Here is a 23,695-nt window from a genome sequence, read left to right as displayed (position 1 = left end):
TGCTACGTCCCGAGGCATGAGCGAACTGCCCTCCAAATCACAGGTCCTGCAATGGATCTCCGACAACCCGACCCTGACCTCCAAGCGGGACATCGCCAAGGCGTTCGGCATCAAGGGGGCGGCGCGGATCGACCTCAAGCGCATCCTGAAAGAGCTTGAGGCCGAAGGGCATCTGGAAAAGCGCAAGAAGACCTATCGCGACCCCGACAAGCTGCCCCCGGTCAGCGTGCTGCAGGTCAGCGACCAGACCCCCGATGGAGAGCTTCTGGCACGGCCCCTCGAGTGGCATGGCGAGGGGGTCGAGCCGGTCGTCCTGCTGATCCCCCGCGCCAGCGATCCCGCGCTCGGCCCCGGCGACCGCATCCTGGGCCGGCTGCAGGAGGTCAAGGGCGAGGCGCATCATTACGAGGCGCGGCTCATCCGCCGGATCGGGACCAACCCGCGCAAGGTGCTAGGCGTCTTCAAGAAAACCGCCGAGGGCGGGCGCATCCTGCCGATCGACAAGGGCGACGGCAAGGAATGGCTGGTCGCGTCCTCCGCCACCGGCGGCGCCAAGGACGGCGAGTTGGTCGAGGCCGAACAGGCCGGCCCCAAGGGCCGCATGGGGCTGCCGCAGGCCCGCATCCTCGACCGGCTGGGCGATCCCTCCGCGCCCAAGGCCGTGTCGCTGATCGCCATTCATCAGCACGGCATCCCCGACGATTTCCCCGACGACGTCATTGCCGAGGCCGACTCGAAGAAACCGCAAGGCCTCAAGGGCCGCGAAGACCTGCGCGACCTGCCGCTCGTCACCATCGACCCGGCGGACGCCCGCGACCACGACGACGCCGTCTGGGCCCATGCCGACGATGACCCCAGGAACGAGGGCGGGCACGTCATCTGGGTCGCCATCGCCGATGTCGCCTGCTACGTCACCCCTGGCTCGGCCCTCGACGCAGAGGCCCGCAAGCGCGGCAATTCCAGCTACTTCCCCGACCGCGTCGTGCCGATGCTGCCCGACCGCCTGTCGGGCGATCTCTGTTCGCTGCACGAAGGCGTGCCGCGCGCCTGCATTGCCGTGCGGATGCAGATCGACGCTCATGGCGAGAAGATCGGCCACCGCTTCGTGCGCGGGCTGATGCGCTCCGCCGCCTCGCTCACCTACCAGCAGGTACAGGCCGCCCGCGACGGCACCCCGGACGACAAATGCGGGCCCCTCATGAAGGAGGTCATCGACCCGCTCTACGAGGCCTTCGCCGCCCTTCAGGAGGCCCGCGCCAACCGCCAACCGCTCGACCTCGACCTGCCCGAACGCAAGGTCGTGCTCAGCGACGAAGGCAAGGTCACATCCGTCAACTTCGCCGACCGCCTCGATGCCCACAAGCTGATCGAGGACATGATGGTGCTGGCCAACGTGGCCGCCGCCGAGACGCTGATTGCCAAGAAATCCCCCCTCCTCTTCCGCGTCCACGAAGAACCGCCGCCAGAAAAGCTCGATACCCTGCGCGAGGTGGCCGAGGCCGCGGGCCTGACGCTCGCAAAGGGGCAGGTGCTGAAAACCTCGCACCTCAACCAGCTTCTGCACGGCGCGGCGGGCACCGACCACGTCGAAGTCATCAACCTCGCCACCCTGCGCTCGATGACCCAGGCCTATTATGCCCCGTCCAATTTCGGGCATTTCGGCCTCGCGCTGCAATCCTACGCGCATTTTACCTCGCCCATCCGCCGCTATGCCGACCTGATCGTGCACCGCGCGCTCGTATCGGCCCATGGTTGGGGCGAGGACGGGCTTTCAAAGGCCGACGAGGAACGCCTGCAAAGCACCGGCGAGCATATCTCGGAAACCGAGCGCCGCTCGATGATGGCCGAGCGCGACACGAACGACCGCTACCTCGCCGCCTTCCTGTCGGAACGCATCGGCGAGGAATTCACCGGCCGCATCAGCGGCATCGCCAAGTTCGGCGCCTTCGTCCGGCTGGACGAGACCGGCGCGGACGGCCTCATCCCGATGCGCGCGCTTGGCAACGAGTATTTTCACCTCGACCGCGACCGCGGCACCTTGATGGGCTCGGATACCGGCATGATCATCGGCCTCGGCCAGCGCGTCGTCGTCCGCCTCAGCGAGGCGGCGCCTGTCACCGGCGGCCTCGGGCTGGACCTCGTGCGGCTCGACGGCAAGACGATCACGCCTGGCGCATCGGACACACCCCGCAAGGGGCGTGGACGCGGCGGGCCCAAGGGCGGACGCGGCGGCCCCAAGCGCAAGCTGGCGCGCGAAAAGCACAAGTCCGACAAGACCAGGCGCAAGGTGTCACGCAAGCGTCGTTAGACGCCTGCCAAAAGCCAGATCATGTAAGCGCCATAGGCGGCCAGCAGCACGGCCCCTTCGCGCCGGTCGATCCGCGCGCCGGTAAACGCGAACGCCACGAACACCACTGCAGACCCCACGAGCACGGCAAGATCGACGCTGGTGATCGGTAATGGCGCCGCCATCGGCACCACCAGCACCGTCGCCCCAAGAATGCCGAGGATGTTGAAGATGTTGCTGCCGATGATATTGCCGAAGGCGACCTCACCCTCCCCCTTCGGGCGGCCAGCACCGAGGTCACCAGTTCCGGCATCGACGTGCCGATCGCCACCACAGTCAGCCCGATCACCGCGTCACTCATTCCCAGCATCTGGGCCAGTCCCACGGCCCCGGACACCAAGAACCGCGCGCCCGCCAGGATCACCACCAACCCGATCAGCAGGCCCAGTGCCGCACGGCCCGCCCGCACCGGCGCTTCGGGCAGCAAATCGCCTTCCGCCGCATAAACCTCGCCCGCCGGGGTTGGTCCCCTGCGCTCGGCCAGAAAGGTAAAGATCAGGTAGGCCCCAAGCCCCAGCATCAGACCCACCCCGGCCACGCGCCCCATCTGCTCACTCAGCACAAGGCCCGCGCAGATCAGCGTCGCGGCCATCATCACCGAGCCGTCCCGCGCCAGCGCCCGCCGCGCGACGAGGATCGGCGAGATCAGCGCCGCGATTCCCACGATCAACAACGTGTTGCCGATATTGCTGCCCACAACGTTGCCCAGCGCGATACCCGGCGCGCCGACCCATGCAGCCTGCAAGCTGGTCACCAGTTCCGGCGCGGAGGTGCCGAATCCCACGATCGTCAGCCCGATCACCAGCCGCGACACACCCAAACCCCGTGCCAGCTGAACGGCGTTGCGCACCAGCAATTCGCCACCAAGGACCAGCCCAGCCAGCCCGGCGATCACGAAAACGATATCCAATCCAGGTAACTCCGATCCCGCGCCCCGGGCGCGTTGCCTGAGAATCTTGGTTGCCGCACCGCAACGTCAAGATGACGCGGGAAATTTTCCGCCTGGGTTACATGTCTGTGCGTCCTGAAGCGCCGAACCCTGCTGACAAAACCTGTCATCATATGGCAGCATACTCCGCGCCATGACCCGGACCGAACGCCTTTTCAAGCTGATGCAGACCCTGCGTATCCTGCCGCCCCCCGCCACGGCGCAGGCGTTGGCAGATCGGCTCGACGTGACAGCCCGCACCATCTATCGCGACATCGACGCCCTGCGCTGCCTGGGCGCGGTGATCGACGGCGCGGCGGGCTTCGGCTATCGCCTGATCGAGGACGCAGCCCTGCCCCCGCTCAACTTCGACGAAGACGAGCTCGAGGCGCTGGTGCTGGGCCTGCGCGAGGTCGAAGAAGTCGGCGACAGCACACTGGCCGACGCCGCGCAGTCGGCGCTTGCCAAGCTGCGCGCCCGCCTGCCGCAGGCCCAGGCGCACCGGCTCGATCATGCCGTTTTGTCGGCCCGCCGCTTTACCCCCTCCCGCAATCGGGCGTCGACACCGCCCGCCTGCGCCGCGCCACTTGGGAGGAGAAGACGATCCGTTTCGACTATTCCGACGCCGAAGGCCGCGAAACGACTCGCGAGGTCGATCCCCTATCGGTCGTCCTCATGCAATCCTCGCTCTGCCTTCTGGCCTTCTGTCACCTGCGCGGCGACTTCCGCGCCTTCCGCCTCGACCGGATGCGCGGGCTCGAACTTACCGGCGCCTCGTTCCGCCCGCGTCGTGCCATTTTGCTGCGCGAATGCCTCGCCGCCATGACCTGTGAAACGGGCTGAGCACCGGCGACACTTCGCCCGACATCCTCATTGAACACTTTTGAAACAGGCTGTTTCAGGCTATGCTCCGCTCAAACCCATCAAAAAGGGGCGAGCAATGTTTGTCAGGTATCTCTTTCCAGTTCTGGGCGCGGCGTTTCTGTCGGGCGGAGCCGCGGCCACGGCCATCGAATCGTCGGTCCGGCCCGTCGCGCGGCCCGCAGCGGTCCCCCCGCCACGGCAACCCCACAGGTCACCCGCGTGGCGCTTTCCACCAAATCCCTGCGCCCCCGCCTGCGCCCCGAGGCACTGAGCGAAAGCACGGACGAGGCGCAGGTCACCCGCGTCTCGAACCCCGCCTTCGACAACTGGGTCCGTTCGTTCCGCAACCGCGCCCTGTCGCGCGGCATCAGCGCGCAGGTCTTCGACGCCGCCTTCCAGGGCATCAACTACAACGCCGATGTTGTCTCGAAAGATCGAAACCAGGCCGAGTTCAAGCGTCAGATCTGGGACTACCTCGACAGCGCCGCCTCGCCCGAGCGTGTCGGCATGGGCCAGCAAGCCCTGCGCCGCCACCGCCGCGCCCTGAACCGGATCGAACAGGCCTACGGCGTCGAGGCCGAGGTCGTCACCGCCGTCTGGGGGCTGGAAAGCAAGTACGGCACCCGCATGGGCGACATCCCCGTGATCGAAGCGCTCTCGACGCTGGCCTTCGACGGCCGCCGCGGCGAGTTCTTCGAAAAACAGTTGATGGCCGCGCTGAAGATCCTGCAGAACGGCGACACCACGCCGCGCAACTTCCTCGGTTCCTGGGCCGGGGCAATGGGCCATACCCAGTTCATCCCCACCTCCTACGAGGCCTACGCCGTGGATTTCACCGGCGACGGCCGCCGCGACATCTGGTCGAACGATCCCTCCGACGCGCTTGCCTCCACCGCCGCCTATTTGAAACGTTTCGGCTGGCGCAAAGGCATGCCCTGGGGCGTCGAGGTGCGCGTGCCCAGCGGCGCCCGCTTCGGCAACACGTCCCGGATGCCCTCGCAATGGGCCGCCCAGGGCGTCGTTGGCGTCGATGGCCGCCCGGTGCGCGATTACGGCTCGGCCCGCATCCTGCAACCGGCCGGCCCTGCCGGCGCGTCCTTCATGGTCTTTTCCAATTTCGACGTGATCAAGCGCTACAACAATGCCGACGCCTACGCCATCGGCGTCGGGCACCTGTCGGACCGCATCAAGGGCGGCCCCGCGATCCAGGCCAGCTGGCCTCGCGGCTATACCCCCGTCAGCTTCGAGGAGCGCAAGGAAATCCAGCGCCGGCTGAAGCAGATGGGCTATCCGCTGGAAAAGATCGACGGCATCATCGGGCCTAATACGTCCAAGTCGATCATGGGCTTCCAGCAAAGCGCGGGCATGAAGGTCGACGGCTACGCCTCGCGCGAGGTGCTCAACCGCCTGCGGTCGCGCTGACCACGTGCACCCGCCCCGGGATTCGCAGCGCGCCGTCCGGGGTTTCGTACACCTTCAGCGTTTCGCGCAGCTTCGCCGCCACGGCGGCGAACTCCGCACGGCCGCCCTCCATCTCCTTGACGATCCGCCCGGCCGGCCCTTCGCGAGAGGCGAATGTGGCGTTCTGCTCCAGGTCCCCGATCGGGGTCAGCGTGATCTCTTCGGTGGTCAGCCCGACCCCTCGAATCCGGCGCTTTCAAGAACGTCCCGCACATAGTCCGCCTCGGAAAACGCCATCGGCCCGGGCGCACGCGCGTCCTGTGGCGGCGGAGCGCCCACCACCGATTTCGCCGCCTCGGCGGGGATGCGGAACCACGGATTTACCTCCATCCCGGCCCAGCACACGAAGGTCATGCGCCGGTCCGGCTTCAGCGCCGTCCGCAGGTTGGCAAAGGCCGCAACCGGGTCGTCAAAGAACATCACGCCAAAGCGGGATACCACGTGATCCGCCGCCATGTCCCCGAACGGATGCACCTGCGCATCCGCCAGAACACAGGTGGCGTTTCCGACGCCTTCCGCGCCCAGCCGCTGACGGGCCAGCTCCAGCATCGGCCCCGACACGTCCAGCCCGGTCACGTGGCCGCCCTCGCCCACGATCTGCGCCGCTGCGATCAGCGCCGCCCCGGTGCCGCAACCGATATCGACCACCCGGTCGCTTGCCTGCAATCCGGCCCGGTCCAGCAAAAGGTCCAGCACCGGCGCCATCAGCCCGTCGAACATGGCCTGTTCGCGCACCCAGACCTCGCCGGCCTTGCCCGACCAGTGCTCGGCCTGCTCGGTATTGACGATCCCGCTCATGACGCACGGCCCGCCGCCATCACGCACAGGATCTCGAACATGATCGACACGCCCAGAAACGCGGTGTTCCCGCTGGCATCGAACGGCGGCGACACCTCGACCATGTCGGCCCCCACGATATTGACGCCCTCAAGCTCCCGGCCCACCTGCAACGCCTGGTACGAATTCGGCCCGCCCACCTCGGGCGTCCCGGTGCCGGGCGCGAAGGTCGGATCGACAAAGTCGATGTCATAGGACACGTAGGTGGGCTTCTCGCCCACAATCTCGCGCGCCTCCGCCATCACGTCGGCGACACCACGCTCGAAGAACTCTTCGATCAGGATCAGGCGGATGCCCTCGGCCTTTGCGAAATCGCGGTCCTCGGAATCGTACATGCTGCCCCGCAGCCCGATCTGCACCACGCGCTTGGGGTCCAGCAGACCCTCTTCCACCGCGCGGCGGAAGGGCGTGCCGTGGGTATACATCTGCCCGTTGAAATAGCTGTGAAAAAGGTCCGTGTGGCTGTCGAAATGCACCATGCCCAAAGGGCCATCCTTGGCCACCGCGCGCAGCACCGGCAGGCTGGTCAGGTGATCGCCCCCCGCCGTCAGCGGCGTTATCCCGGCATCCACCACGCCTTTATAGAACGTCGTGATCCGCTCCATGCTGTCCGCGATGTCGGCCGGGTTCGGGCCCACGTCTCCCAGATCGGCACAGTTCAGCGCCTCGAATGGCCGCACACCGCTCACCGCATGCTGCGCCCGGATCATCGTGGACGCATCGCGCAACTGCCGCGGCCCGTGGCGTGGTCCGGGCCGGTTGGTGGTGCCGCTGTCCCAAGGCACCCCGATGATCCCCACATCCACATCACCATACCGCGCATGATCCGGCAGCAGATGCGGCAGCCGCATGAAGGTCGGCACACCGGCGAAACGCGGCAGCTCGAAGCCCGAAACGGGTTGAAAGAAAGGATCACTCATGTCTTTGTCTCCAGTCTCTTGCGGGCCGTCACCGGCCCGTCTCCCTGCGCCTCGATCCGCGCGATGGCGTCTTGCAATGGTTCATAAGCGACGGCCATGTGATACGCATTGGCGTGCAGGATCGTCTCGGGGTCAACCACCCAGGCCACATGCCCCTTCCAGAACAGCAGGTCGCCACGCTGCAACGGCGCATCTGCGGGCAGGTCCTGCCCAAGCTCGGCGGCCTGCATGTCGCTGTCACCGGGGCAGGCCACGCCGCAGGCCAGGCACCCGACCTGCACCAGCCCCGAACAGTCGATCCCAAGCGCCGAGTTTCCGCCCCAGACATAGGGCGTGCCGATCAGCCGTTCGGCTACGCCCACCGGGTCGCTCTCGACCGCGCTGGCCTCGCGCAAGTGGATCGACGGCACATACATCCGGCCCTCCGGCGCAAGGATCTCGGCCCAGCGTCCCTTGGTGCCGGTAACGCTCACTCGGGCCCCCAGGCTCAGCATCATATGCTCGGTCTGCGCCTTGAAATCCGGCGCTCCCAGCGCATGGGTCATCCGCGCCTGCACGATGTGGTTCGGCGGCCCTTTCGGCGCGGCCAAATCATCCGCTTTGACATACCCCGCATAGCCATCGCGCAGCGCATAGCCAAAGACCCAGCCGTTGCGCTCTTCCAGCAGGCGCACACCCTCGCCAAAAATCAGCTCACGCTCGCGCTTGCCCTCCGGCTCAGACAGGATCGGCGTGACCGGCACCATCACCTGCCGGTCCTCGCCTTCCACGAACAACTCCGCCTCGACCTGCCCCAGCAGCCCCGCCTCGGCCACGCGGCCATTGGAATGCAGCCGCCGCCGGTCGGTCATAGCGCCAGCACCTCGGGCAGCGCCTGCAAGAGCGCCCGCGCGCCCATGCCGACCCCGCCCTTGGGCCGGCCCGGCGCGGCGCTCTGGTTCCAGCCGTAGATGTCGAAATGCGCGTATCGCGTGCCAGCCGCGAACCGGCGCAGGAACAGCGCCGCGGTGATTGCGCCGGCGAACCCGCCCGAGGGCGCGTTGTCCAGATCGGCGATCCCCGGCTCGATCATCGTCTCGTAGGGCTCGTGGAACGGCAGCCGCCAGACCGGGTCCGCGACCTCGGCCGCCGCCGCGTCCAGCGCGCCCGAGAGCACGCCATCGTCGGTAAAGTAGGGTGCGATATCCGGCCCCACGGCCACCCTTGCGGCCCCGGTCAGCGTCGCCATCGAGATCATCAGGTCCGGCTCGGCCTCGGCCCCGAAGCTCAGCGCATCGGCCAGCACCAGCCGCCCCTCGGCATCGGTATTGTTGATCTCCACCGTCTTGCCGTTCCGGGCGGTCAGGATGTCTCCGGGCCGGAACGCATTGCCGCTGACCGAGTTCTCCACCGCCGGGATCAGCACCCGCAACCGCACCGGCAGCCTCAGCGCCATGATCATCCGCGCCAGCCCCAGCACCGTCGCGGCCCCGCCCATGTCCTTCTTCATCAGGCCCATACTCGCGCCCGGCTTCAGGTTCAGCCCCCCGGTGTCGAAACACACGCCCTTGCCCACAAGCGTCAGGCTGGGCCCCGTATCCCCCAGCGCATGTCGATCAGGCGCGGGGCCTGCGCGGCGGCGCGGCCCGCCGTGTGGATCATCGGAAAATTCTCGTCCAGCAGCGCCTCGCCGCGAACGACCTCGATCTCCGCGCCCTGTTCCTTTGCCATGTCGGCACAGGCCGCTTCCAGCTCCACCGGCCCCATATCCGAGGCGGGCGTGTTGATCAGGTCGCGCGTCAGTGCCTCGCCGGCGGCAATCGCCTGCAGCCGCGCCGCATCCACGCCCTCTGGTGCCACCAGCCTTGCCTTGGCGGGTTTCTGATCCTTGTAGCGGTCAAAGGCATAGCCCGCGAACAGCCAGCCCAGCGCCTCTTCGGCGGTCCGCTCCGGCGCCAGCCCTTCCAGACGATAGACCCCCTCGGGCAAGCTCGCGGCCTGCGCGGCCAGGTGGAACCGCCCCCGCTTGCGCGCCGCCTCGGTCCCGTAGCCCGCCAGCGCCATCACCGGCGCGCCATTGCCGTCGGGCACCAGCACCGACTGGCCCAGCCCACCGGTGAAGCCCGCCGCCTTCACCCAGGTGGAGACGGTGGCCGTCTGGCCCGACAGCCAGTCCTCCAGCGCCTCCTGATCGATCACGTGAAGCGGAAGGGCATCAGCCCCTTCCGGTGCAAACTCAAGCGGCATGTCGCATGTCCCGGGATGGTTTCGTTCCCGCTCAGCCTAGCCTGCCGCGCCGCACCTGCAAGACCTCAGACGGAATAATCCTGCAAGTCCCAAACCTCGAGCAGCGACCGCTCGCCGATCCGCAGCAGCCGCGACAGCGTGGCGGCCATCGCGACCTCGTCGTGCAGGTCGATGCTCTGCGTCACGTCCCGCGCCACGCCGGCAAGCTTGCTCATACCGATCTGCTCGGCGATGGCGATCAGACTGCGGGCGCTCTTGCGCATGTCCTGCACCCGGTTGCATCGAAAGCACCGCTCGGTATGGGACAGGCGCACCGCCAGTTCTTCCAGCGCCCGGCACAGCACATCTTCCGCCCCGGCCTCGCCCAGTTGCAGGTAAAGCTGCTCCAGCCGACCCTCGTCCAGCTGCACGACCTCGGTCTGGTTCAAAAGGGTAATCGTTTCCACGGTGTTTCCCACATATCCAAGCCCACTCGGCACGCCGGACCATGGCGACAAAGCCTTTGGGAATGGTTGCCATGCGACCAATTTCTGTCTCGAATTCTTTTCGAATTCCGACTATCACCGCCCGGACAGTGTACAGACCGACAGGCGCCGAAATGAAAAGAGTCCGCCCGCTCCCCAGCTATCTCGTGCAACGTTACAAGGGCTGGAAGGCCACCAAGTACCAGGACAACCAGGCCTGGTACCGCCACCTCGCCCAAGAGGGGCAGCATCCGCGCGCCATGGTCATCTGCTGCTGCGACAGCCGCGTGCACGTCACCGCCATCTTCGGCGCAGACCAGGGCGAGTTCTTCCTGCACCGCAACATTGCCAACCTCGTGCCGCCCTTCACCCCCGACGGCCAGCAGCACGGCACCTCGGCGGCGGTCGAATATGCCGTCACCGCACTCAAGGTCGCGCATGTCATCGTGCTGGGCCATTCCAACTGCGGCGGCGTGCGCGGCTGCGACGCGATGTGCTCGGGCGAGGCGCCGGAACTCAACGACAAGACCAGCTTTGTCGGCCGCTGGATGGACATCCTGCGCCCCGGCTATGAGCGGGTGAAAAAGATCAAGGACACCGAAGAACGCGTTGCGGCACTGGAAAAGCAGGCCGTGCTCGTCAGCCTCGAAAACCTCGTCACCTTCCCCTTCGTGGCCGCCGCCATTGAATCGGGCAACCTCACCCTGCATGGCCTCTGGCACGATATTGGCGAAGGCGTGATCGAGCATTACGTGCCCGAGGAAAAAGGCTTCGTCCCGGTCTGACCTTGGCGCCGTCCGCCGCCCCGCGTGATTTCCTGTTGTCTTCTTTCATGAATGTCCTAAACCCCGTTAAATTTCATTCGGAGGGGATGCTGGATGATGGAAATATTCGCGCTGGCCGCCGACAACCTGATCTCGCCGATCGTATTATCCTTCGCACTCGGCCTCGCCGCCGCGCTGGCCCGGTCGGACCTTTCGGTGCCCGAGGCCGCGGCAAAGGCCCTGTCGATCTACCTGCTCTTCGCCATCGGGTTCAAGGGCGGGGTCAGCGTCGCCGATCACGGCATCGACGCGACCCTTGGCCTGACCCTGCTGGCCGGTGTGATCCTGTCGGGCCTTCTGCCGTTCGTCGCCTTCGCGCTCCTGCGTGTCGCCACCGGCATGGACCGCCTCAATGCCGCCGCCGTGGCGGGACATTACGGGTCGATCTCCATCGTCACTTTCGTCGCCGCAACCTCGATACTTGAAAGCCGGGGCATCTCGTCCGAAGGCTACATGGTCGCCGTCGCCGCTGCGATGGAGGCCCCGGCGATCCTGTCGGCCCTCTGGCTCGTGTCGCGCGGCGAGAAATCGGGCCGAATGGATTCCGGCCTCTGGCGCGAGATCCTTTTGAACGGCTCCATCGTCCTGCTGGTCGGCAGCTTCCTCATAGGCTGGACAACCGGCCCCTCGGGGCTGGCCGAGATCGACAGCTTCATCGTCGCCCCCTTCAAGGGCGTTCTGTGTCTCTTTCTTCTGGACATGGGCCTTGTTGCCGGGCGCGGGATGGCCAAGGGGCGCAAGGCCATCGGCCTCGGCGGTGTCGTCTTCGGCCTTCTCATGCCGGTCATCGGCAGCCTTTTCGGTCTCGGCGCCGCGTTGCTTCTTGGGCTCTCCACCGGCGGCACGGTCCTGCTGATGGTGCTTTCGGCCTCGGCCAGCTACATCGCCGTTCCCGCCGCGATGCGCGTCGCCCTGCCCGAGGCGAATCCCTCGATCTACCTGACGCTTTCGCTTGGCGTGACCTTCCCCTTCAACCTCGTGCTGGGCATCCCGCTCTACGTGGCGATTGCCAGCGCCGCTGCAGGAGGCTGACATGCAGACACACAATGCCAAACGAGTCGAAATCACGATCGAGAAGGTCATGCAAAGCCGCCTGACCGATGCGCTTCTGGCCGCTGACGTGACCGGCTACACGATCCTTCCCGTCTTCGGCGGCTCGGGCCGGTCCGGCTCCTGGGATCGCACTGGCCAGGTGGGCCGGGCTGATGGCATGGTGCAGGTCGTGTGCATCATCCGGCCCGAGCGGCTCGACAGCTTGCTGGAAGCGGCCTTTTCCGTGGTCGAGCGCCACATCGGCGTCGTTTGCGTCACCGATTGCCAGGTGCTTCGCGCCGAACGGTTCTGAGCCGGGCGATCACCGCCATGCCGCTGAAGTTTCGCCGCCTACCGGCGGCAGGTTGGGCCTGACACATCCAGGCAACGAGCGAGGTGGCGACGGCCCCGACCAGCTTCCGGGGCCGACCGAAGGTACGCAAGGCGGCGCGCCGCCATGCGCGGGCAGCCGCACCCACAACCGCGCCGGAAAAGCCGCTCTTTCGCGTCACCTTCCTGGTCGGAACCCTATTCACCCTGATCGCATCGGCGCCGCGGCCGTTCAATGTATTATGAGCGCGCCGCGGAACCTCGCGATCACCCGACGCGCCCTACTGCAGCATCATGCCATCCGGCCATTGGATCGTGTGCTCCAGGCGAATCTCCTGCGTTTCACCTGCAGCAAGATCGAACTCCCACGCCAGCACCCCGTGCTTGTCGTCAACGAGCTTCTCGGTCGGGACGGGCGTCGCTTCCCAGGCGATCTTCAGGTCTTCCTGCTCGGAATAGGGCACCCGGTCCAGCACTCGCAGCGGCCAGGCCTCGCCGGTCAGGTTCTCGACCTCGATGCGCACTGTCTCGGATATCCGGTTGGATTTCGAGATCACGCCGCGGTCACCCTCGGCCCGGTCCTCGACCGTGCGGGACAGGCGCAGCCCTTCGATCGGACCAAAGGACAGCTCCGCCTCCTCACCCGCCGGAATCATCTCAAAGTAACGCTGTCCCACGAACCGCCCATCCAGGTAAAAGCTCGCCTCGGCGGTGGGCAGGATCAACTCGCCCATGTCGTTGGTGAACTCCGCCACCAGGAAGGCGCTGGGGTCGTTCAGCGGCACCGCCTTGGCCACCGTTTCGGCCTGCGTCTCCAGCGTCCCCAGCGCAAGGCGCACGCGGTCCGCCCCGGTGGCGACCGACACCGTGCCCGGATAGCTGTAGGTCACTGACAGCCCGTCGAAATCGGCGGCGGCGGTGACAGGCTCGGGCATGACCGCCATCGCCTCTTCCTTGGCAGCCCCCGCCGTCATGTCGGACTCGGCGGCACCGCGCGCCAGCGGCATGGGCGGTTGCGGCACCGGCTCCTCGTAGATCCGGCGCAGCCATGGCCAGACCTCGCTGGGCGCGGTCTGCTCGCTGGGGCGCACGGTCGACAGGGTCAGTTCCGCCGCCTGCCAGTTCTCGCCGGTGGACTGCGCGACATACGCGCCGCGCTCCAGCGTCAACGCACCGCTGGCGCGGTCAAGGCGCAGGTCGTAAACCGGCTCCCACCCCGCCGCATCGGTATTGTAGGTGACGGTCACCACGCCGTCGGCTTCGGTGTCTGCCGTCACGGCCACGGCCAGCATCGCGCGGTCCTCGTCCTCGGGCACCAGCGCGGCTTCGGCCTGTTTCGCGCGCTCCAGTTCTTCTTTCAGATCCTCCAGAGACCGCGCCACGGCATCGGCCCGACGCTCGGCATCCTGGGCCGTGCGAAGCGCCGCCAGGGTCTCTTCGCCGATCATCGCGGACAGGTCGCGCAGGGCGGCAATGTCCAGCTCGGTCACGCCCTCGCCCTCGCCCAGCTTTTCCAGAAACGCCACGCGGGCCCGGGCCGCCTCGGCCTCCAGCCGGATGGTCTCGACCGCCGCGCGCGCGTCCCGCAACTCGTCCTCCAGCCGCTCCACCTCGGCGCGGGCCGCCTGCAACGCGACGGTTTCCTCTTCCGTGCGCGGCGGCACGAAATCGCGCCGCGCCGTGACGCTGCCCATCGCCGCGCCCTCGACCGACACGCGCACCGAGGCCAGTGGCGTCGACCGCGGCAGATCGGTCAGAATCAGCTGATGCTGCCCCGCCGGGATGCTGTAAGGCACCTGCCGCGTGATCGTGGCGCCTTTGGGGTACAGCGTGACGGCGTCCACCTCGCTTGTAAGCGCGAAGTCTTCGGCCAGTGCGGGAAACGGCAGGGCGGCAAGGATGATAAGGGAAAGAGAACGCATGGTGTCTACTCCAGGATAGTTGGCCGGATGATCGGTCTCTATTGGGACGCGTGCAAGCGCGGCGTTCTTGGGCGACGATCGAAACTTGTTTGCAAAAAGAAACCGCGCCACCCTTTGTCAGGGGCGGCGCGGCCGGAATTTCAAAGCTGCTGAAAGGGCTTAGCCCTTCTGAAGCACCCGGTTGCCCAGCGTTTCCGCGATCTGCACCGCGTTCAGCGCAGCACCCTTGCGCAGGTTGTCGCTGACGCACCACAGGTTGATGCCGTTGTCGATCGTGCTGTCCTGCCGGATGCGGCTGATGAAGGTGGCGAAGTCGCCCACACATTCCACCGGCGTGACGTATCCACCGTCTTCTCGCTTGTCGACGACCATGATCCCCGGCGCCTCGCGCAGGATGTCGCGGGCCTCGTCCTCGTCCAGGAACTCCTCGAACTCGATATTCACCGACTCCGCGTGCCCCACGAAGACCGGCACCCGCACGCAGGTCGCCGTGACCTTGATCGACGGGTCCACGATCTTCTTGGTCTCGACCACCATCTTCCACTCTTCCTTGGTCGATCCGTCCTCCATGAAGACGTCGATATGCGGAATGACGTTGAAGGCGATCTGCTTCTGGAACTTCTTCGGCGGCACTTCCTGGGTGGGGTTGTAGATCGATTTGGTCTGATCCCACAACTCGTCCACACCTTCCTTGCCCGCGCCCGAGGTCGCCTGGTAGGTGCTGACCACCACGCGCTTGATCTTCGCGCGGTCATGCAGCGGTTTCAGCGCCACGACCATCTGCGCGGTCGAACAGTTGGGGTTGGCGATGATGTTCTTCTTGGAATAGCCCGTAATCGCATCCGCATTTACCTCCGGCACGATCAGCGGCACATCCGCGTCATAGCGGTAAAGCGAGGAGTTATCGATCACCACGCAGCCCGCCTTGGCGGCGATCGGCGCGTATTTCTTGGTGGCCTCCGAGCCGATGGCGAACAGCGCCATGTCCCAGCCGGTGAAATCGAACCCCTCGATGTCCTTGGTCTTGAGGGTCTTGTCGCCAAAGCTGACTTCTGTACCGATGGAGCGGCGACTTGCCAAAGCCGCGATCTCATCGACAGGAAACTGGCGCTCGGCCAGGATGTTCAGCATTTCGCGGCCCACGTTGCCCGTGGCGCCCGCGACGACGATCTTGTAACCCATCTTGGGAAATCCTCTTCGTTTCGGGTTTCAATAGCGCCGCTCATACCGCAGTGCAGCGCGATGTTAAAGGGTCTGAACAAGGCGCGGACAGGCTGTCATTTCGATATTTCTAGAAATATGGCTTGCAAGCGGCCATAATTTCGATAATTCTAGAAACATGAAACAAACCTCGATTCCCGACCTCGATCTCGCCCTCACCGCCTCGACCTTTGCCGCACTGGGCTCCGAGCAACGCCTCGCCGTGCTGCGCACCCTCGTGCGCGCCGGTCCCGAAGGGCTGCGCATCGGCGAGTTGGGCGAACGCGCCGGGGTTGCGGGCTCGACCCTGACCCATCACATGAAGATTCTGGCGCAGGCCGGGCTTGTCCGGCAGGAAAAACAGGGCCGCAGCATCATCTGCGCCGCCGTCGCCTATGACGAGCTGCACGCGCTGGCCGACTTCCTGCTGCGCGAATGCTGCGCCGACAGGGACCACTGCGCCCACGAGGACACCGAGGACCACGACCATGGCTGACATCACCGCTCCCACCCTGCGCCGCAGATGGGCCAGCCTTGACAAGGCGTGGCTGGCGCTGGCGCTGATCCTCGCCGCCGTGGCCGTGCTCGACCCGCCGCAATTCTGGCCCACGGTCATCTTCACGGGGGACGCGCTGCTGCACACCGCGCCGTTCATACTCTTCGCCGTCCTCGCCGTGGCCTACATGAAGGCCACCGGGGCCGAGACCCTGCTGGCCAAGGCCTTCGAGGGCCGCCAGATCCGCATGATCTTCCTCGCTGCCCTGCTCGGCGGTCTCTCGCCCTTCTGCTCGTGCGAGGTCATTCCCTTCATCGCCGCAATGCTGGCCCTCGGTGCGCCGCTGGGGGCTGTCATGGCCTTCTGGCTGGCCTCGCCATTGATGGACCCGGCCATGTTCCTGATCACCTCCGGCACCATCGGCTGGGATTTCGCCGTGGCCAAGGCCATCGCCGCGGTGGGTGTCGGCCTCTTGGGCGGGTTCGCCACCATGGCGCTGGCCCGGTCACCCCTCTTCGCCGATCCGCTGCGCGAAAACCGCCGGACCGGCGGCTGCTGCAGCGCGAAGAAGCCGTTCCAGGGCCGGCCCGTCTGGCGATTCTGGTCCGACCCCGCCCGAAATGATACATTCCGCGAGACCGCCATCGACAACGGCATCTTTCTGCTGAAATGGCTGACATTGGCCTACGTGATCGAGGCGGTGATGCTGGAATACATTCCGGCCGACGCCATCGCCAAGGTGCTGGGCGGCGATGGGATCGGCACGATCCTCCTCGGGGCTCTCGTGGGCGCACCTGCCTACCTCAACGGCTATGCCGCCGTACCGTTGATCGACGCGCTGCTGGATCAGGGCATGAGCAATGGCGCCGCCATGAGCTTCGTCATCGCCGGCGGCGTCAGCTGCATCCCCGCCGCCATCGCCGTCTGGGCGCTGGTCAAGCCGCGGATCTTCTTCGCCTATTTCATCTTCGGCCTCTCAGGCGCCGTGCTTGCCGGCATTGCTTGGCACGCCGTCGCCTGACCCTGCGCGCACCGGCACCTCAACCATGCGGCGCGAGAGCTTCCCCGGCTTTCGCGCCACTTCCTCGTTTTTTCTCATCAAGCACACAAATTTGCCCCGATTTGTTGTCACATCGTGGACAATTCCGACATAATGCGCGGGATCAGGGCTAACAACGCCTTAAGAAAACCTCGATAAACGAGGGTAAGAGCAGCGACGGAGCTTTGAGATGCTCGAGTTCGACAATGTCAGCAAGTCCTTCTGGACGGGCACGCAGCGCAAGGTGATCCTTGACCGCGTCTCGTTCCGGGTGGAGCTTGGCCGCTCGCTCGGAATCCTTGCGCCCAACGGCACCGGCAAGACCACGCTGATCAAGATGATGGCAGGCCTTGAAAAGCCCGACGAGGGCGAGATCCGGCGCGGCTGCCGCATCTCTTTCCCGCTGGGCTTCATGGGCGGGGTGATCAGCCGCGTCTCGGCCAAGGAAAACGCGCGGTATATCGCCACGCTTTACGGGCTCGATCCCGACTATGTCGAGGCCTATTGCCGCTATGTCTGCAATCTGGGCGAATATTTCGACCAGCCGCTCGGCACCTATTCTTCGGGCATGAAATCGCGTTTCACATTCTCATTGATGCTGGCGCTCGATTTCGACATGTACCTCATCGACGAGGGTATGCCCAGTTCCACGGACGTGGAATTCAACCGGCGCGCGGGCGACATCCTTCGGGAACGACTGCGCACAACCACAGTGGTGATCGTATCGCACCAGCCTTCAACGCTTGAGAAATTCGCGCGCGAGGCCGCCGTCCTGATGGATGGCAAACTGCATCTTTTCGACACCTTGGAAGAGGCGAAACGGCTTTATGACTACGAAACCCAAGGCTAGGAAATTCCGCATCCGCCGCACCACCCCGGGGAGTGGGCAGGCCACCGCGCCCGACTCTGACACCCGGGCCGAGGAGGACGTGCAGCAGACGCCCGACACCACGCCGCAGCCGCCGGCAGAGGATACCCCACAGCACGAGACCGTGCACGAAGGCGAAGTATCCTCGGCGCGCGAGATGTCTGTGTCTCAGAACATCGACGAGATCCGCAAGGAGGGTCTGACCGGCCGACAGTTGCGCATGGCCCGCCGCATGGCCCAGAAACACGGGCTCGCGCCCACCTCGGACTTCGACGCGGTGCGCCTCCTGCGCGCTCGCGGCATCGACCCGTTCCAGCGCTCGAACATCGTCGAGCTTGTCTCGGGCGGCGAGAACACCCAGCCGGCCGAAACCCCGTCCGAACGCATCCAACTGCCCCAGACCGTGCCGGTAGGCCAGATCGCCTTGCCCTCGACCGAGCTCAGCCCGGCCGATCGCCGCGCCAAGGAAATCCATAAGATCCAGCGCGACATCGCCTCGCGCCGCCGCAAGAAGATGCTGCTGCTCATGTCGCGGCTGGCGGCCTTCGTCATGCTGCCGACGCTGATCGCGGGTTACTATTTCTACACCATGGCGACGCCAATGTATTCCACCAAGTCCGAATTCCTGATCATCACCGCCGACGGCGGTGGCGGCAGCCAAGGCGGCCTGGGCGGGCTCTTGCCGTCGCAATTCGCCACCGGGCAGGATTCCATCGCGGTGCAGTCCTACCTGGAATCCAAGGATGCCATGCTGCGCCTGAACGAGGATGTGGGTTTCAAGGCGATGTTCAGCGGCGACGAGATAGACCCGATCCAGCGGCTCGATCCCGATGCCACGAACGAGGCCGCCTACAAGGTCTACGAGAAATACGTGAACCTCGGCTATGACCCGACCGAGGGCGTGATCCGGCTGGAGGTCGCCACCGCCGATCCCGAGACCAGCCGCGAGTTCTCCGAAAAGCTGATCGAATATGCCGAGGAACGCGTCGACGCGCTCAGCCAGGAAAAACGCTTCGATGCCGTCAAGACCGCCGAGGCCGCCTTGCAAGAGGCCAAGGATGAACGCCGCGCCGCCCAGCGCCGGCTGGTCGAACTGCAGGAGGGCTCGATCCTCGATCCCGAGGGCGAAATCGCCAATATCCGCCAGCTGATCGGCAACGTGGAACTGCAATTGCAGGAAAAGCAGCTGGATCTGAACACTCAGCTCGCCAACGCCCGCCCCAACACTGCCCGGGTCGAGGCCCTGCGCTCCGAGGTGCAGGTCCTGTCACAGGAATTGGCCAATCAGAACGCCCGCCTGACCGAGGCGACCGAGGAAAACGCCTCGCTCGCCAGCCAGGCCGCCGAGATCCAGATGGCACAGGCCGACCTTGCCACCGCCGACCTCGTGCTGCAATCCGCGCTGGAAACCAAGCGCCAATCCGAGATCGAGGCGAACAAGCAGGTCCGCTACCTGACCGTCGCGGTGAAACCCGTCGCTTCGCAGGATCCCTCCTATCCGCGCAAGTTCGAGAACACTTTGCTTGCCTTCCTGATCTTCGGCGGTATCTACCTACTCCTGTCGCTGACCGCATCGGTGCTCAAGGAACAGGTTTCGTCGTAAGACATGAAAACAGTTGAAATCGCAGACCTGCGCGTCGGGAACGACGCGCCGCTCACCGTCATCGCCGGCCCCTGCCAGCTGGAAAGCGCCGACCACGCCCAGATGATCGCGGGCCAGATGCAAGAGGCCTGCGCAGCCGCCGGCGCGCAATACGTCTTCAAGGCCTCCTTCGACAAGGCCAACCGCACGTCGCTGTCGGGCAAGCGCGGTATGGGCATCGACGAGGGCCTCAAGGCGCTGCAATCCGTCAAGGACGCGCTCGGCGTGCCCGTGCTCACCGACATCCACCTGCCCGAGCAATGCGCCCCCGTGGCCGAGGTCGTGGACATCCTGCAAATCCCCGCCTTCCTCTGCCGCCAGACCGACCTCTTGCTCGCCGCCGGCGAAACCGGCGCCGCGATCAACGTCAAGAAGGGCCAGTTCCTCGCACCCTGGGACATGCCCAATGTCATCTCCAAGGTCGAGAGCACCGGCAATACCCGCATCCTGCTGACCGAACGCGGCACCTCCTTCGGCTACAACACGCTCGTGGCCGACATGCGGTCCCCTGCCGCAGATGGCCGCGACCGGCTATCCAGTGGTGATGGACGCCACCCACTCGGTGCAACAGCCCGGCGGCCAGGGCGGCAGTTCCGGCGGTCAGCGCGAGTTCGCCCCCGTCATGGCCCGCGCCGCCGTCTCCCTGGGCATCGCCGCCGTCTTCATCGAGACCCACGAGGCGCCCGACACCGCGCCCTCGGACGGCCCTAACATGATCCCGCTGGATCAAATGCCCGCCCTCTTGCAGAGCCTCATGCAATTCGACAGGCTCGCCAAGGAACACCCCTGCCGCATTGATCCAACGTAAAGGTATTTCCGTGACCAAACCCGCTGCCACCGTGACCCAGAACACTTGGGAATTCCTGCGCGACCCGATGATCACGCCCACGGGCTTTCGTGAATACGACGCCCGCTGGAAATACCCCGACGAGGTCAACCTGCCCGGCATCACCGCCCTCGGTCTCGGCCTCGGCACTCAGATGCGCCGCCGCGGCATCGACCCTGTGATCGCGGTCGGAAACGACTACCGCGACTATTCGCTCTCGATCAAGAACGCGCTGATCGTCGGCCTCATGCAGGCCGGCATCCACGTCAAGGATATCGGCCCGGCGCTCTCCCCCATGGCCTATTTCTCTCAGTTCCACCTCGACGTGCCCGCCGTGGCCATGGTCACCGCGTCGCACAATCCCAACGGCTGGACCGGGGTCAAGATGGGCTTCGACCGCCCCCTGACCCACGGCCCCGACGAGATGGGCGAGTTGCGCGACATCGTCCTGAATGGCGAGGGCGAGCCTCATTCCGGCGGCGGCTACGAATTCGTGAGCGGCGTGCGCGAGGCCTATCTCGACGACCTCGTCGGCGACTTCAAGATGACCCGCAAGCTGCGCGTCGTCTGCGCCACCGGCAACGGCACCGCGTCGGCTTTCGCGCCCGAATTGTTCGAGCGTCTGGGCGTCGAGGTCATCCCCTCGCACAACACGCTCGACTACACCTTCCCCAACTACAACCCCAACCCCGAAGCCATGGAAATGCTGCACGACATGGCCGCTTCGGTGAAGGAGTCGGGCGCCGATTTCGCGCTCGGTTTCGACGGCGACGGCGACCGTTGCGGCGTGGTCGACGACGAGGGCGAAGAGATTTTCGCCGACAAGATGGGCGTCATCATGGCCCGCGATCTCAGCAAACTGCACCCCAATTCCACCTTCGTGGCCGACGTCAAATCCACCGGCCTCTTCGCCGCCGACCCCGAACTGCAGAAAAATGGCGTGAAAGCCGACTATTGGAAAACCGGCCACAGCCACATGAAACGGCGCGTGAAGGAACTGGGAGCGCTCGCCGGGTTCGAGAAATCCGGCCACTACTTCCTGGCCGAACCCGTGGGCCGCGGCTATGACTGCGGCATGCGCGTCGCCGTGGAAATCTGCAAGCTGATGGACCGCAACCCCGACATGTCCATGTCCGACCTGCGCCGCGCCCTGCCCACCACGTGGTCCACGCCGACCATGTCGCCCCATTGCCCGGATACCGAGAAATATCAGGTCCTCGACCGGCTGGTGCAGAAACTCGTCGCCAAGCATGAGGCGGGCGAGACCTTCGCCGGCCAGCCCATCAAGGAAGTCGTCACCGTCAACGGCGCGCGGGTCATCCTCGAAAACGGCAGCTGGGGCCTGGTGCGTGCGTCGTCGAACACGCCCAACCTTGTCGTGGTCTGCGAAAGCGCCACCTCCGACGACGAAATGCGCGCGATCTTCAAGGAGATCGACACCGTCATCCGTACCGAGCCATCGGTCGGCGAATACGATCAGAGCATATAGGAGGGGCACTGCCCCTCCGGCCGAAACCGGACCCAACCACGCGCGCAGCGCCCGGACAATCAAGCGTCACATCCGCAGTTCGCCCGAAGCCGAGGCCAAAGGCCGTCGAGACAAACCTGCGCGGCAACGCCGTACCGCCTACCTGCCGTCATAACCTTTCTTCTGCGCCTGGTAGAGTCGTGCATAAAGTCCGTTTTCGGCCAACAGATCCTCGTGCCGCCCCTGCTCCACCAGTTGACCGGACTCCAGTACGAATATCCGGTCCGCGTCCGCGACCGAGCTCAGCCGGTGCGCCACCACGATCGTCGTCTTGCCTTTCGTCAGCCGCGCCAGTGCCGACTTGATCCGCTCTTCCGTCGCCTGGTCCAGCGCCGAGGTCGCCTCGTCCAGGAGCAGGATCGGCGCATCCCGCAGGAACGCCCGCGCAATCGCGATCCGTTGCTTCTGCCCGCCTGACAACTGCGCGCCCTTGGGCCCCACCGGCACATCGCCGCGGGCGCGGATCAGGTCGGCGATCTCGGCATCCTCGGCCGCCTGCCAGACCTGCGCCTCGGTCGCCGCAGGATTGACGTAGCGGATATTGTCCCAGATCGACGCGTTGAAGATGACGATATCCTGCGCCACCACCGAAAACGCCCCGCGCAGGGCTGCCACCTGCAACTCCCTTATGGGCCTGCCCCCAAACGTGATGTCACCGCCCTTCACATCGTATAGCCGCGACAGAAGCGACAGGATCGTCGTCTTGCCCGAGCCGGTCGAGCCGACGATGGCCGAAACCTTTGCACCTTCGAAACGCATGTTCAGCCCGTCGAACAACGGCTGGTCGTCGGAGTACGAGAACGTCACATCCTTCAGCACGATATCCCCGCCGGTGTCGAACGCGGTCTTCGCACCTTCGGCATCCCTGATGCTCGGCTCCTGGTCGTAAAGGTTCCGCACCCGGTCCAGCAGCACCAGATTCGATTGCAGCCCGCCAAAGAACTGCGCCAGCAGGCGCGCCGGGTCGAACACCATCACCATGCCCAGCAGGAAGGTGATGATCCCGGCCCCGTCCACCTCGAACTCCGGCGACAGCACCATGTATCCGCCACCGCCGATCACCAGCACGTAGACAAAGGCCGAGCTCAGGTCGATCGACGGCATTACCAGCGCCTGGGTCACCTGCACCCGGTTCATCAGCCGCCGGATCGCATCCGTGCCGCCCATCAACCGGTCCTTTTCGACTTCCTCCTGCCGGGCGATCTTGACAGTGCGCATTCCGTTCACCGTCTCCTCGATCCCGTTCATGTAGCCGCCCAGCGCCTCCTCGGCCTCGCCTTGCGCCTGCTTCACCCGGTCCGAGACGAAATTCATCACCATGATGATGAAGGGCAGCACCACGATGGCCGAAACGAACAGGATCGGGTTCTTCCAGATCAGGTAGCCCGAGACCACCACCACAGTCACCGCATCCCGCAGTGCCCCAGCCACACCCAGCCCCACGAACACGCCGATTGCCTGCGTCTGCGTGACCAGCTTCTGGATGATCTCGCCCGACTTGGTGCGCTCGAAATAGGCCAGATCCAGCGACATCAGGTGCCCGATCAGGTCCCGCCGCATCTCGTAAATCGCCTGGTTCGAGACCTTCACCGTGATCATCGGCGCAAGGAACGACACGACACCGCGTACCGCGAACAATCCGAACACCACGATGCAGACCTCGATCAGCTCCCGCATCGCGCCAGACTCGAAAATCACCCGCAGGCCGTCCTCGGTCATCGCCAGGAACTGCTGATAGACCAGCCCCTGCACCAGGATCAGCACCAGCACCAGCAACAGCTTGCCCGAATGCTTCCGCAGGTACCCCTGCCAGAACCACCGCATGTTCCGCTTGTCCGCCGCGCTGTAAAGCGGCTGACGTGTCTTTCTTGGGGTATCGCTCATGTCAGGTTCAGTCCGATCACTTCTCACCCGACGCCTATAGAGGCTTCATCACCAAAG

The 23,695-nt window shown here is 65.5% G+C and carries 18 protein-coding genes and 4 pseudogenes; 13 read left to right on the top strand and 9 right to left on the bottom strand.

Translation table 11 applies throughout. From position 1 onward, the window contains the following. The first annotated feature begins 16 nt into the window (after positions 1–16). The gene (gene rnr / locus ACSQ76_RS01440; RefSeq protein WP_437155171.1) at positions 17–2,308 is read left to right on the top strand and encodes a ribonuclease R; all 2,292 of its coding nucleotides are present in this window, start codon (positions 17–19) and stop codon (positions 2,306–2,308) included. On the opposite strand, the pseudogene ACSQ76_RS01435 reads toward rnr, so the two are convergent. After that, positions 2,305–3,197, bottom strand: a pseudogene (locus ACSQ76_RS01435) (calcium/sodium antiporter). The gene rnr and the pseudogene ACSQ76_RS01435 sit on opposite strands and share 4 nt — an antisense overlap. Positions 3,198–3,429: 232 nt before the next feature. Between ACSQ76_RS01435 and ACSQ76_RS01430 the strand changes: the two are divergent. The 3 genes and pseudogenes from ACSQ76_RS01430 to ACSQ76_RS01420 form a co-directional block, all read left to right on the top strand. Next, a pseudogene (locus ACSQ76_RS01430) lies at positions 3,430–3,549 on the top strand (HTH domain-containing protein); the annotation flags it as partial. Positions 3,550–3,563: 14 nt separating this feature from the next. Next, a complete protein-coding gene (locus ACSQ76_RS01425; protein WP_437158138.1) occupies positions 3,564–4,118 on the top strand; it encodes a helix-turn-helix transcriptional regulator in 555 nt (184 codons plus the stop codon). A 240-nt stretch (positions 4,119–4,358) separates the two neighbouring features. After that, positions 4,359–5,561 carry a lytic murein transglycosylase gene (locus ACSQ76_RS01420; RefSeq protein WP_437155170.1) on the top strand — a complete coding sequence of 401 codons (1,203 nt, stop codon included), beginning with the start codon at positions 4,359–4,361 and terminating at the stop codon, positions 5,559–5,561. Between the two features lie 207 nt (positions 5,562–5,768). On the opposite strand, the gene ACSQ76_RS01415 is transcribed toward ACSQ76_RS01420, so the two are convergent. The 5 genes and pseudogenes from ACSQ76_RS01415 to ACSQ76_RS01395 form a co-directional block, all read right to left on the bottom strand. Further along, complete coding sequence (locus ACSQ76_RS01415) at positions 5,769–6,398, bottom strand: class I SAM-dependent methyltransferase (RefSeq protein ID WP_437155169.1); 630 nt, start codon at positions 6,396–6,398, stop codon at positions 5,769–5,771. After that, complete coding sequence (speB, locus tag ACSQ76_RS01410) at positions 6,395–7,357, bottom strand: agmatinase (RefSeq protein ID WP_437155168.1); 963 nt, start codon at positions 7,355–7,357, stop codon at positions 6,395–6,397. The genes ACSQ76_RS01415 and speB overlap by 4 nt, the downstream gene beginning before the upstream one ends. Further along, the gene (locus ACSQ76_RS01405; RefSeq protein ID WP_437155167.1) at positions 7,354–8,208 is read right to left on the bottom strand and encodes an NlpC/P60 family protein; all 855 of its coding nucleotides are present in this window, start codon (positions 8,206–8,208) and stop codon (positions 7,354–7,356) included. Before ACSQ76_RS01405 ends, speB begins: the two co-directional genes overlap by 4 nt. Then, positions 8,205–9,583, bottom strand: a pseudogene (locus ACSQ76_RS01400) (leucyl aminopeptidase family protein). Before ACSQ76_RS01400 ends, ACSQ76_RS01405 begins: the two are co-directional and overlap by 4 nt. 65 nt (positions 9,584–9,648) lie before the next feature. Continuing rightward, positions 9,649–10,029 carry a hypothetical protein gene (locus ACSQ76_RS01395; protein WP_306128666.1) on the bottom strand — a complete coding sequence of 127 codons (381 nt, stop codon included), beginning with the start codon at positions 10,027–10,029 and terminating at the stop codon, positions 9,649–9,651. A 152-nt stretch (positions 10,030–10,181) separates the two neighbouring features. Here ACSQ76_RS01395 and ACSQ76_RS01390 point away from each other — a divergent pair, with 152 nt between their 5' ends. The 3 genes from ACSQ76_RS01390 to ACSQ76_RS01380 all read left to right on the top strand — a co-directional run bounded on the left by ACSQ76_RS01390 (position 10,182) and on the right by ACSQ76_RS01380 (position 12,216). Next, positions 10,182–10,832, top strand: a complete 651-nt coding sequence (locus ACSQ76_RS01390; RefSeq protein WP_437155166.1) for a carbonic anhydrase — start codon at positions 10,182–10,184, stop codon at positions 10,830–10,832. Positions 10,833–10,925: 93 nt separating this feature from the next. After that, complete coding sequence (locus tag ACSQ76_RS01385) at positions 10,926–11,903, top strand: sodium-dependent bicarbonate transport family permease (RefSeq protein WP_437155165.1); 978 nt, start codon at positions 10,926–10,928, stop codon at positions 11,901–11,903. 1 nt (position 11,904) lies between these two features. Next, positions 11,905–12,216, top strand: coding sequence for a P-II family nitrogen regulator (locus ACSQ76_RS01380; RefSeq protein ID WP_306128669.1), 312 nt, complete (start codon positions 11,905–11,907; stop codon positions 12,214–12,216). Between the two features lie 298 nt (positions 12,217–12,514). On the opposite strand, the gene ACSQ76_RS01375 is transcribed toward ACSQ76_RS01380, so the two are convergent. Continuing rightward, entirely contained in the window at positions 12,515–14,155 is a 1,641-nt protein-coding gene (locus tag ACSQ76_RS01375; RefSeq protein WP_437155164.1) for a mucoidy inhibitor MuiA family protein, read from the bottom strand. A 159-nt stretch (positions 14,156–14,314) separates the two neighbouring features. Next, a complete protein-coding gene (locus tag ACSQ76_RS01370) occupies positions 14,315–15,337 on the bottom strand; it encodes an aspartate-semialdehyde dehydrogenase (RefSeq protein ID WP_437155163.1) in 1,023 nt (340 codons plus the stop codon). Positions 15,338–15,494: 157 nt separating this feature from the next. Here ACSQ76_RS01370 and ACSQ76_RS01365 point away from each other — a divergent pair, with 157 nt between their 5' ends. From ACSQ76_RS01365 to ACSQ76_RS01340, 6 genes and pseudogenes are all read left to right on the top strand, one after another. Continuing rightward, positions 15,495–15,851: an ArsR/SmtB family transcription factor gene (locus ACSQ76_RS01365; RefSeq protein ID WP_437155162.1), complete on the top strand. Its 357-nt coding sequence runs from the start codon at positions 15,495–15,497 to the stop codon at positions 15,849–15,851. Beyond that, complete coding sequence (locus tag ACSQ76_RS01360; RefSeq protein WP_437155161.1) at positions 15,844–16,872, top strand: permease; 1,029 nt, start codon at positions 15,844–15,846, stop codon at positions 16,870–16,872. The genes ACSQ76_RS01365 and ACSQ76_RS01360 overlap by 8 nt, the downstream gene beginning before the upstream one ends. 208 nt (positions 16,873–17,080) lie before the next feature. Next, the gene (locus ACSQ76_RS01355) at positions 17,081–17,740 is read left to right on the top strand and encodes an ABC transporter ATP-binding protein (protein WP_306128674.1); all 660 of its coding nucleotides are present in this window, start codon (positions 17,081–17,083) and stop codon (positions 17,738–17,740) included. Then, entirely contained in the window at positions 17,718–19,361 is a 1,644-nt protein-coding gene (locus ACSQ76_RS01350; protein WP_437155160.1) for a capsule biosynthesis protein, read from the top strand. Before ACSQ76_RS01355 ends, ACSQ76_RS01350 begins: the two co-directional genes overlap by 23 nt. Positions 19,362–19,364: 3 nt before the next feature. Beyond that, positions 19,365–20,208, top strand: a pseudogene (gene kdsA / locus ACSQ76_RS01345) (3-deoxy-8-phosphooctulonate synthase). Between the two features lie 10 nt (positions 20,209–20,218). Next, positions 20,219–21,715: a phosphomannomutase/phosphoglucomutase gene (locus tag ACSQ76_RS01340; RefSeq protein WP_437155159.1), complete on the top strand. Its 1,497-nt coding sequence runs from the start codon at positions 20,219–20,221 to the stop codon at positions 21,713–21,715. A gap of 138 nt (positions 21,716–21,853) precedes the next feature. Here the strand turns inward: ACSQ76_RS01340 and ACSQ76_RS01335 are convergent, their stop codons facing one another. Next, entirely contained in the window at positions 21,854–23,638 is a 1,785-nt protein-coding gene (locus ACSQ76_RS01335) for an ABC transporter ATP-binding protein (protein WP_437155158.1), read from the bottom strand. Positions 23,639–23,695 lie beyond the last annotated feature (57 nt).

The sequence above is a fragment of the Roseovarius sp. B08 genome (assembly GCF_051417955.1).
Lineage (GTDB): Bacteria > Pseudomonadota > Alphaproteobacteria > Rhodobacterales > Rhodobacteraceae > Roseovarius.
The sequence above is the reverse complement of the archived record's forward strand: the minus strand, read 5'-3'. Positions and strand labels throughout refer to the sequence as shown.

Bases quoted from the DNA above. Each gene is read 5' to 3' on its own strand.
- ACSQ76_RS01380 (WP_306128669.1), top strand. From the start codon at position 11,905: ATGCAGACACACAATGCCAAACGAGTCGAAATCACGATCGAGAAGGTC.
- ACSQ76_RS01355 (WP_306128674.1), top strand. From the start codon at position 17,081: ATGCTCGAGTTCGACAATGTCAGCAAGTCCTTCTGGACGGGCACGCAG.
- speB (WP_437155168.1), bottom strand. From the start codon at position 7,357: ATGAGTGATCCTTTCTTTCAACCCGTTTCGGGCTTCGAGCTGCCGCGT.
- ACSQ76_RS01350 (WP_437155160.1), top strand. From the start codon at position 17,718: ATGACTACGAAACCCAAGGCTAGGAAATTCCGCATCCGCCGCACCACC.
- rnr (WP_437155171.1), top strand. From the start codon at position 17: ATGAGCGAACTGCCCTCCAAATCACAGGTCCTGCAATGGATCTCCGAC.
- ACSQ76_RS01360 (WP_437155161.1), top strand. From the start codon at position 15,844: ATGGCTGACATCACCGCTCCCACCCTGCGCCGCAGATGGGCCAGCCTT.
- ACSQ76_RS01375 (WP_437155164.1), bottom strand. From the start codon at position 14,155: ATGCGTTCTCTTTCCCTTATCATCCTTGCCGCCCTGCCGTTTCCCGCA.
- ACSQ76_RS01335 (WP_437155158.1), bottom strand. From the start codon at position 23,638: ATGAGCGATACCCCAAGAAAGACACGTCAGCCGCTTTACAGCGCGGCG.
- ACSQ76_RS01415 (WP_437155169.1), bottom strand. From the start codon at position 6,398: ATGAGCGGGATCGTCAATACCGAGCAGGCCGAGCACTGGTCGGGCAAG.
- ACSQ76_RS01405 (WP_437155167.1), bottom strand. From the start codon at position 8,208: ATGACCGACCGGCGGCGGCTGCATTCCAATGGCCGCGTGGCCGAGGCG.
- ACSQ76_RS01370 (WP_437155163.1), bottom strand. From the start codon at position 15,337: ATGGGTTACAAGATCGTCGTCGCGGGCGCCACGGGCAACGTGGGCCGC.
- ACSQ76_RS01390 (WP_437155166.1), top strand. From the start codon at position 10,182: ATGAAAAGAGTCCGCCCGCTCCCCAGCTATCTCGTGCAACGTTACAAG.
- ACSQ76_RS01385 (WP_437155165.1), top strand. From the start codon at position 10,926: ATGATGGAAATATTCGCGCTGGCCGCCGACAACCTGATCTCGCCGATC.
- ACSQ76_RS01365 (WP_437155162.1), top strand. From the start codon at position 15,495: ATGAAACAAACCTCGATTCCCGACCTCGATCTCGCCCTCACCGCCTCG.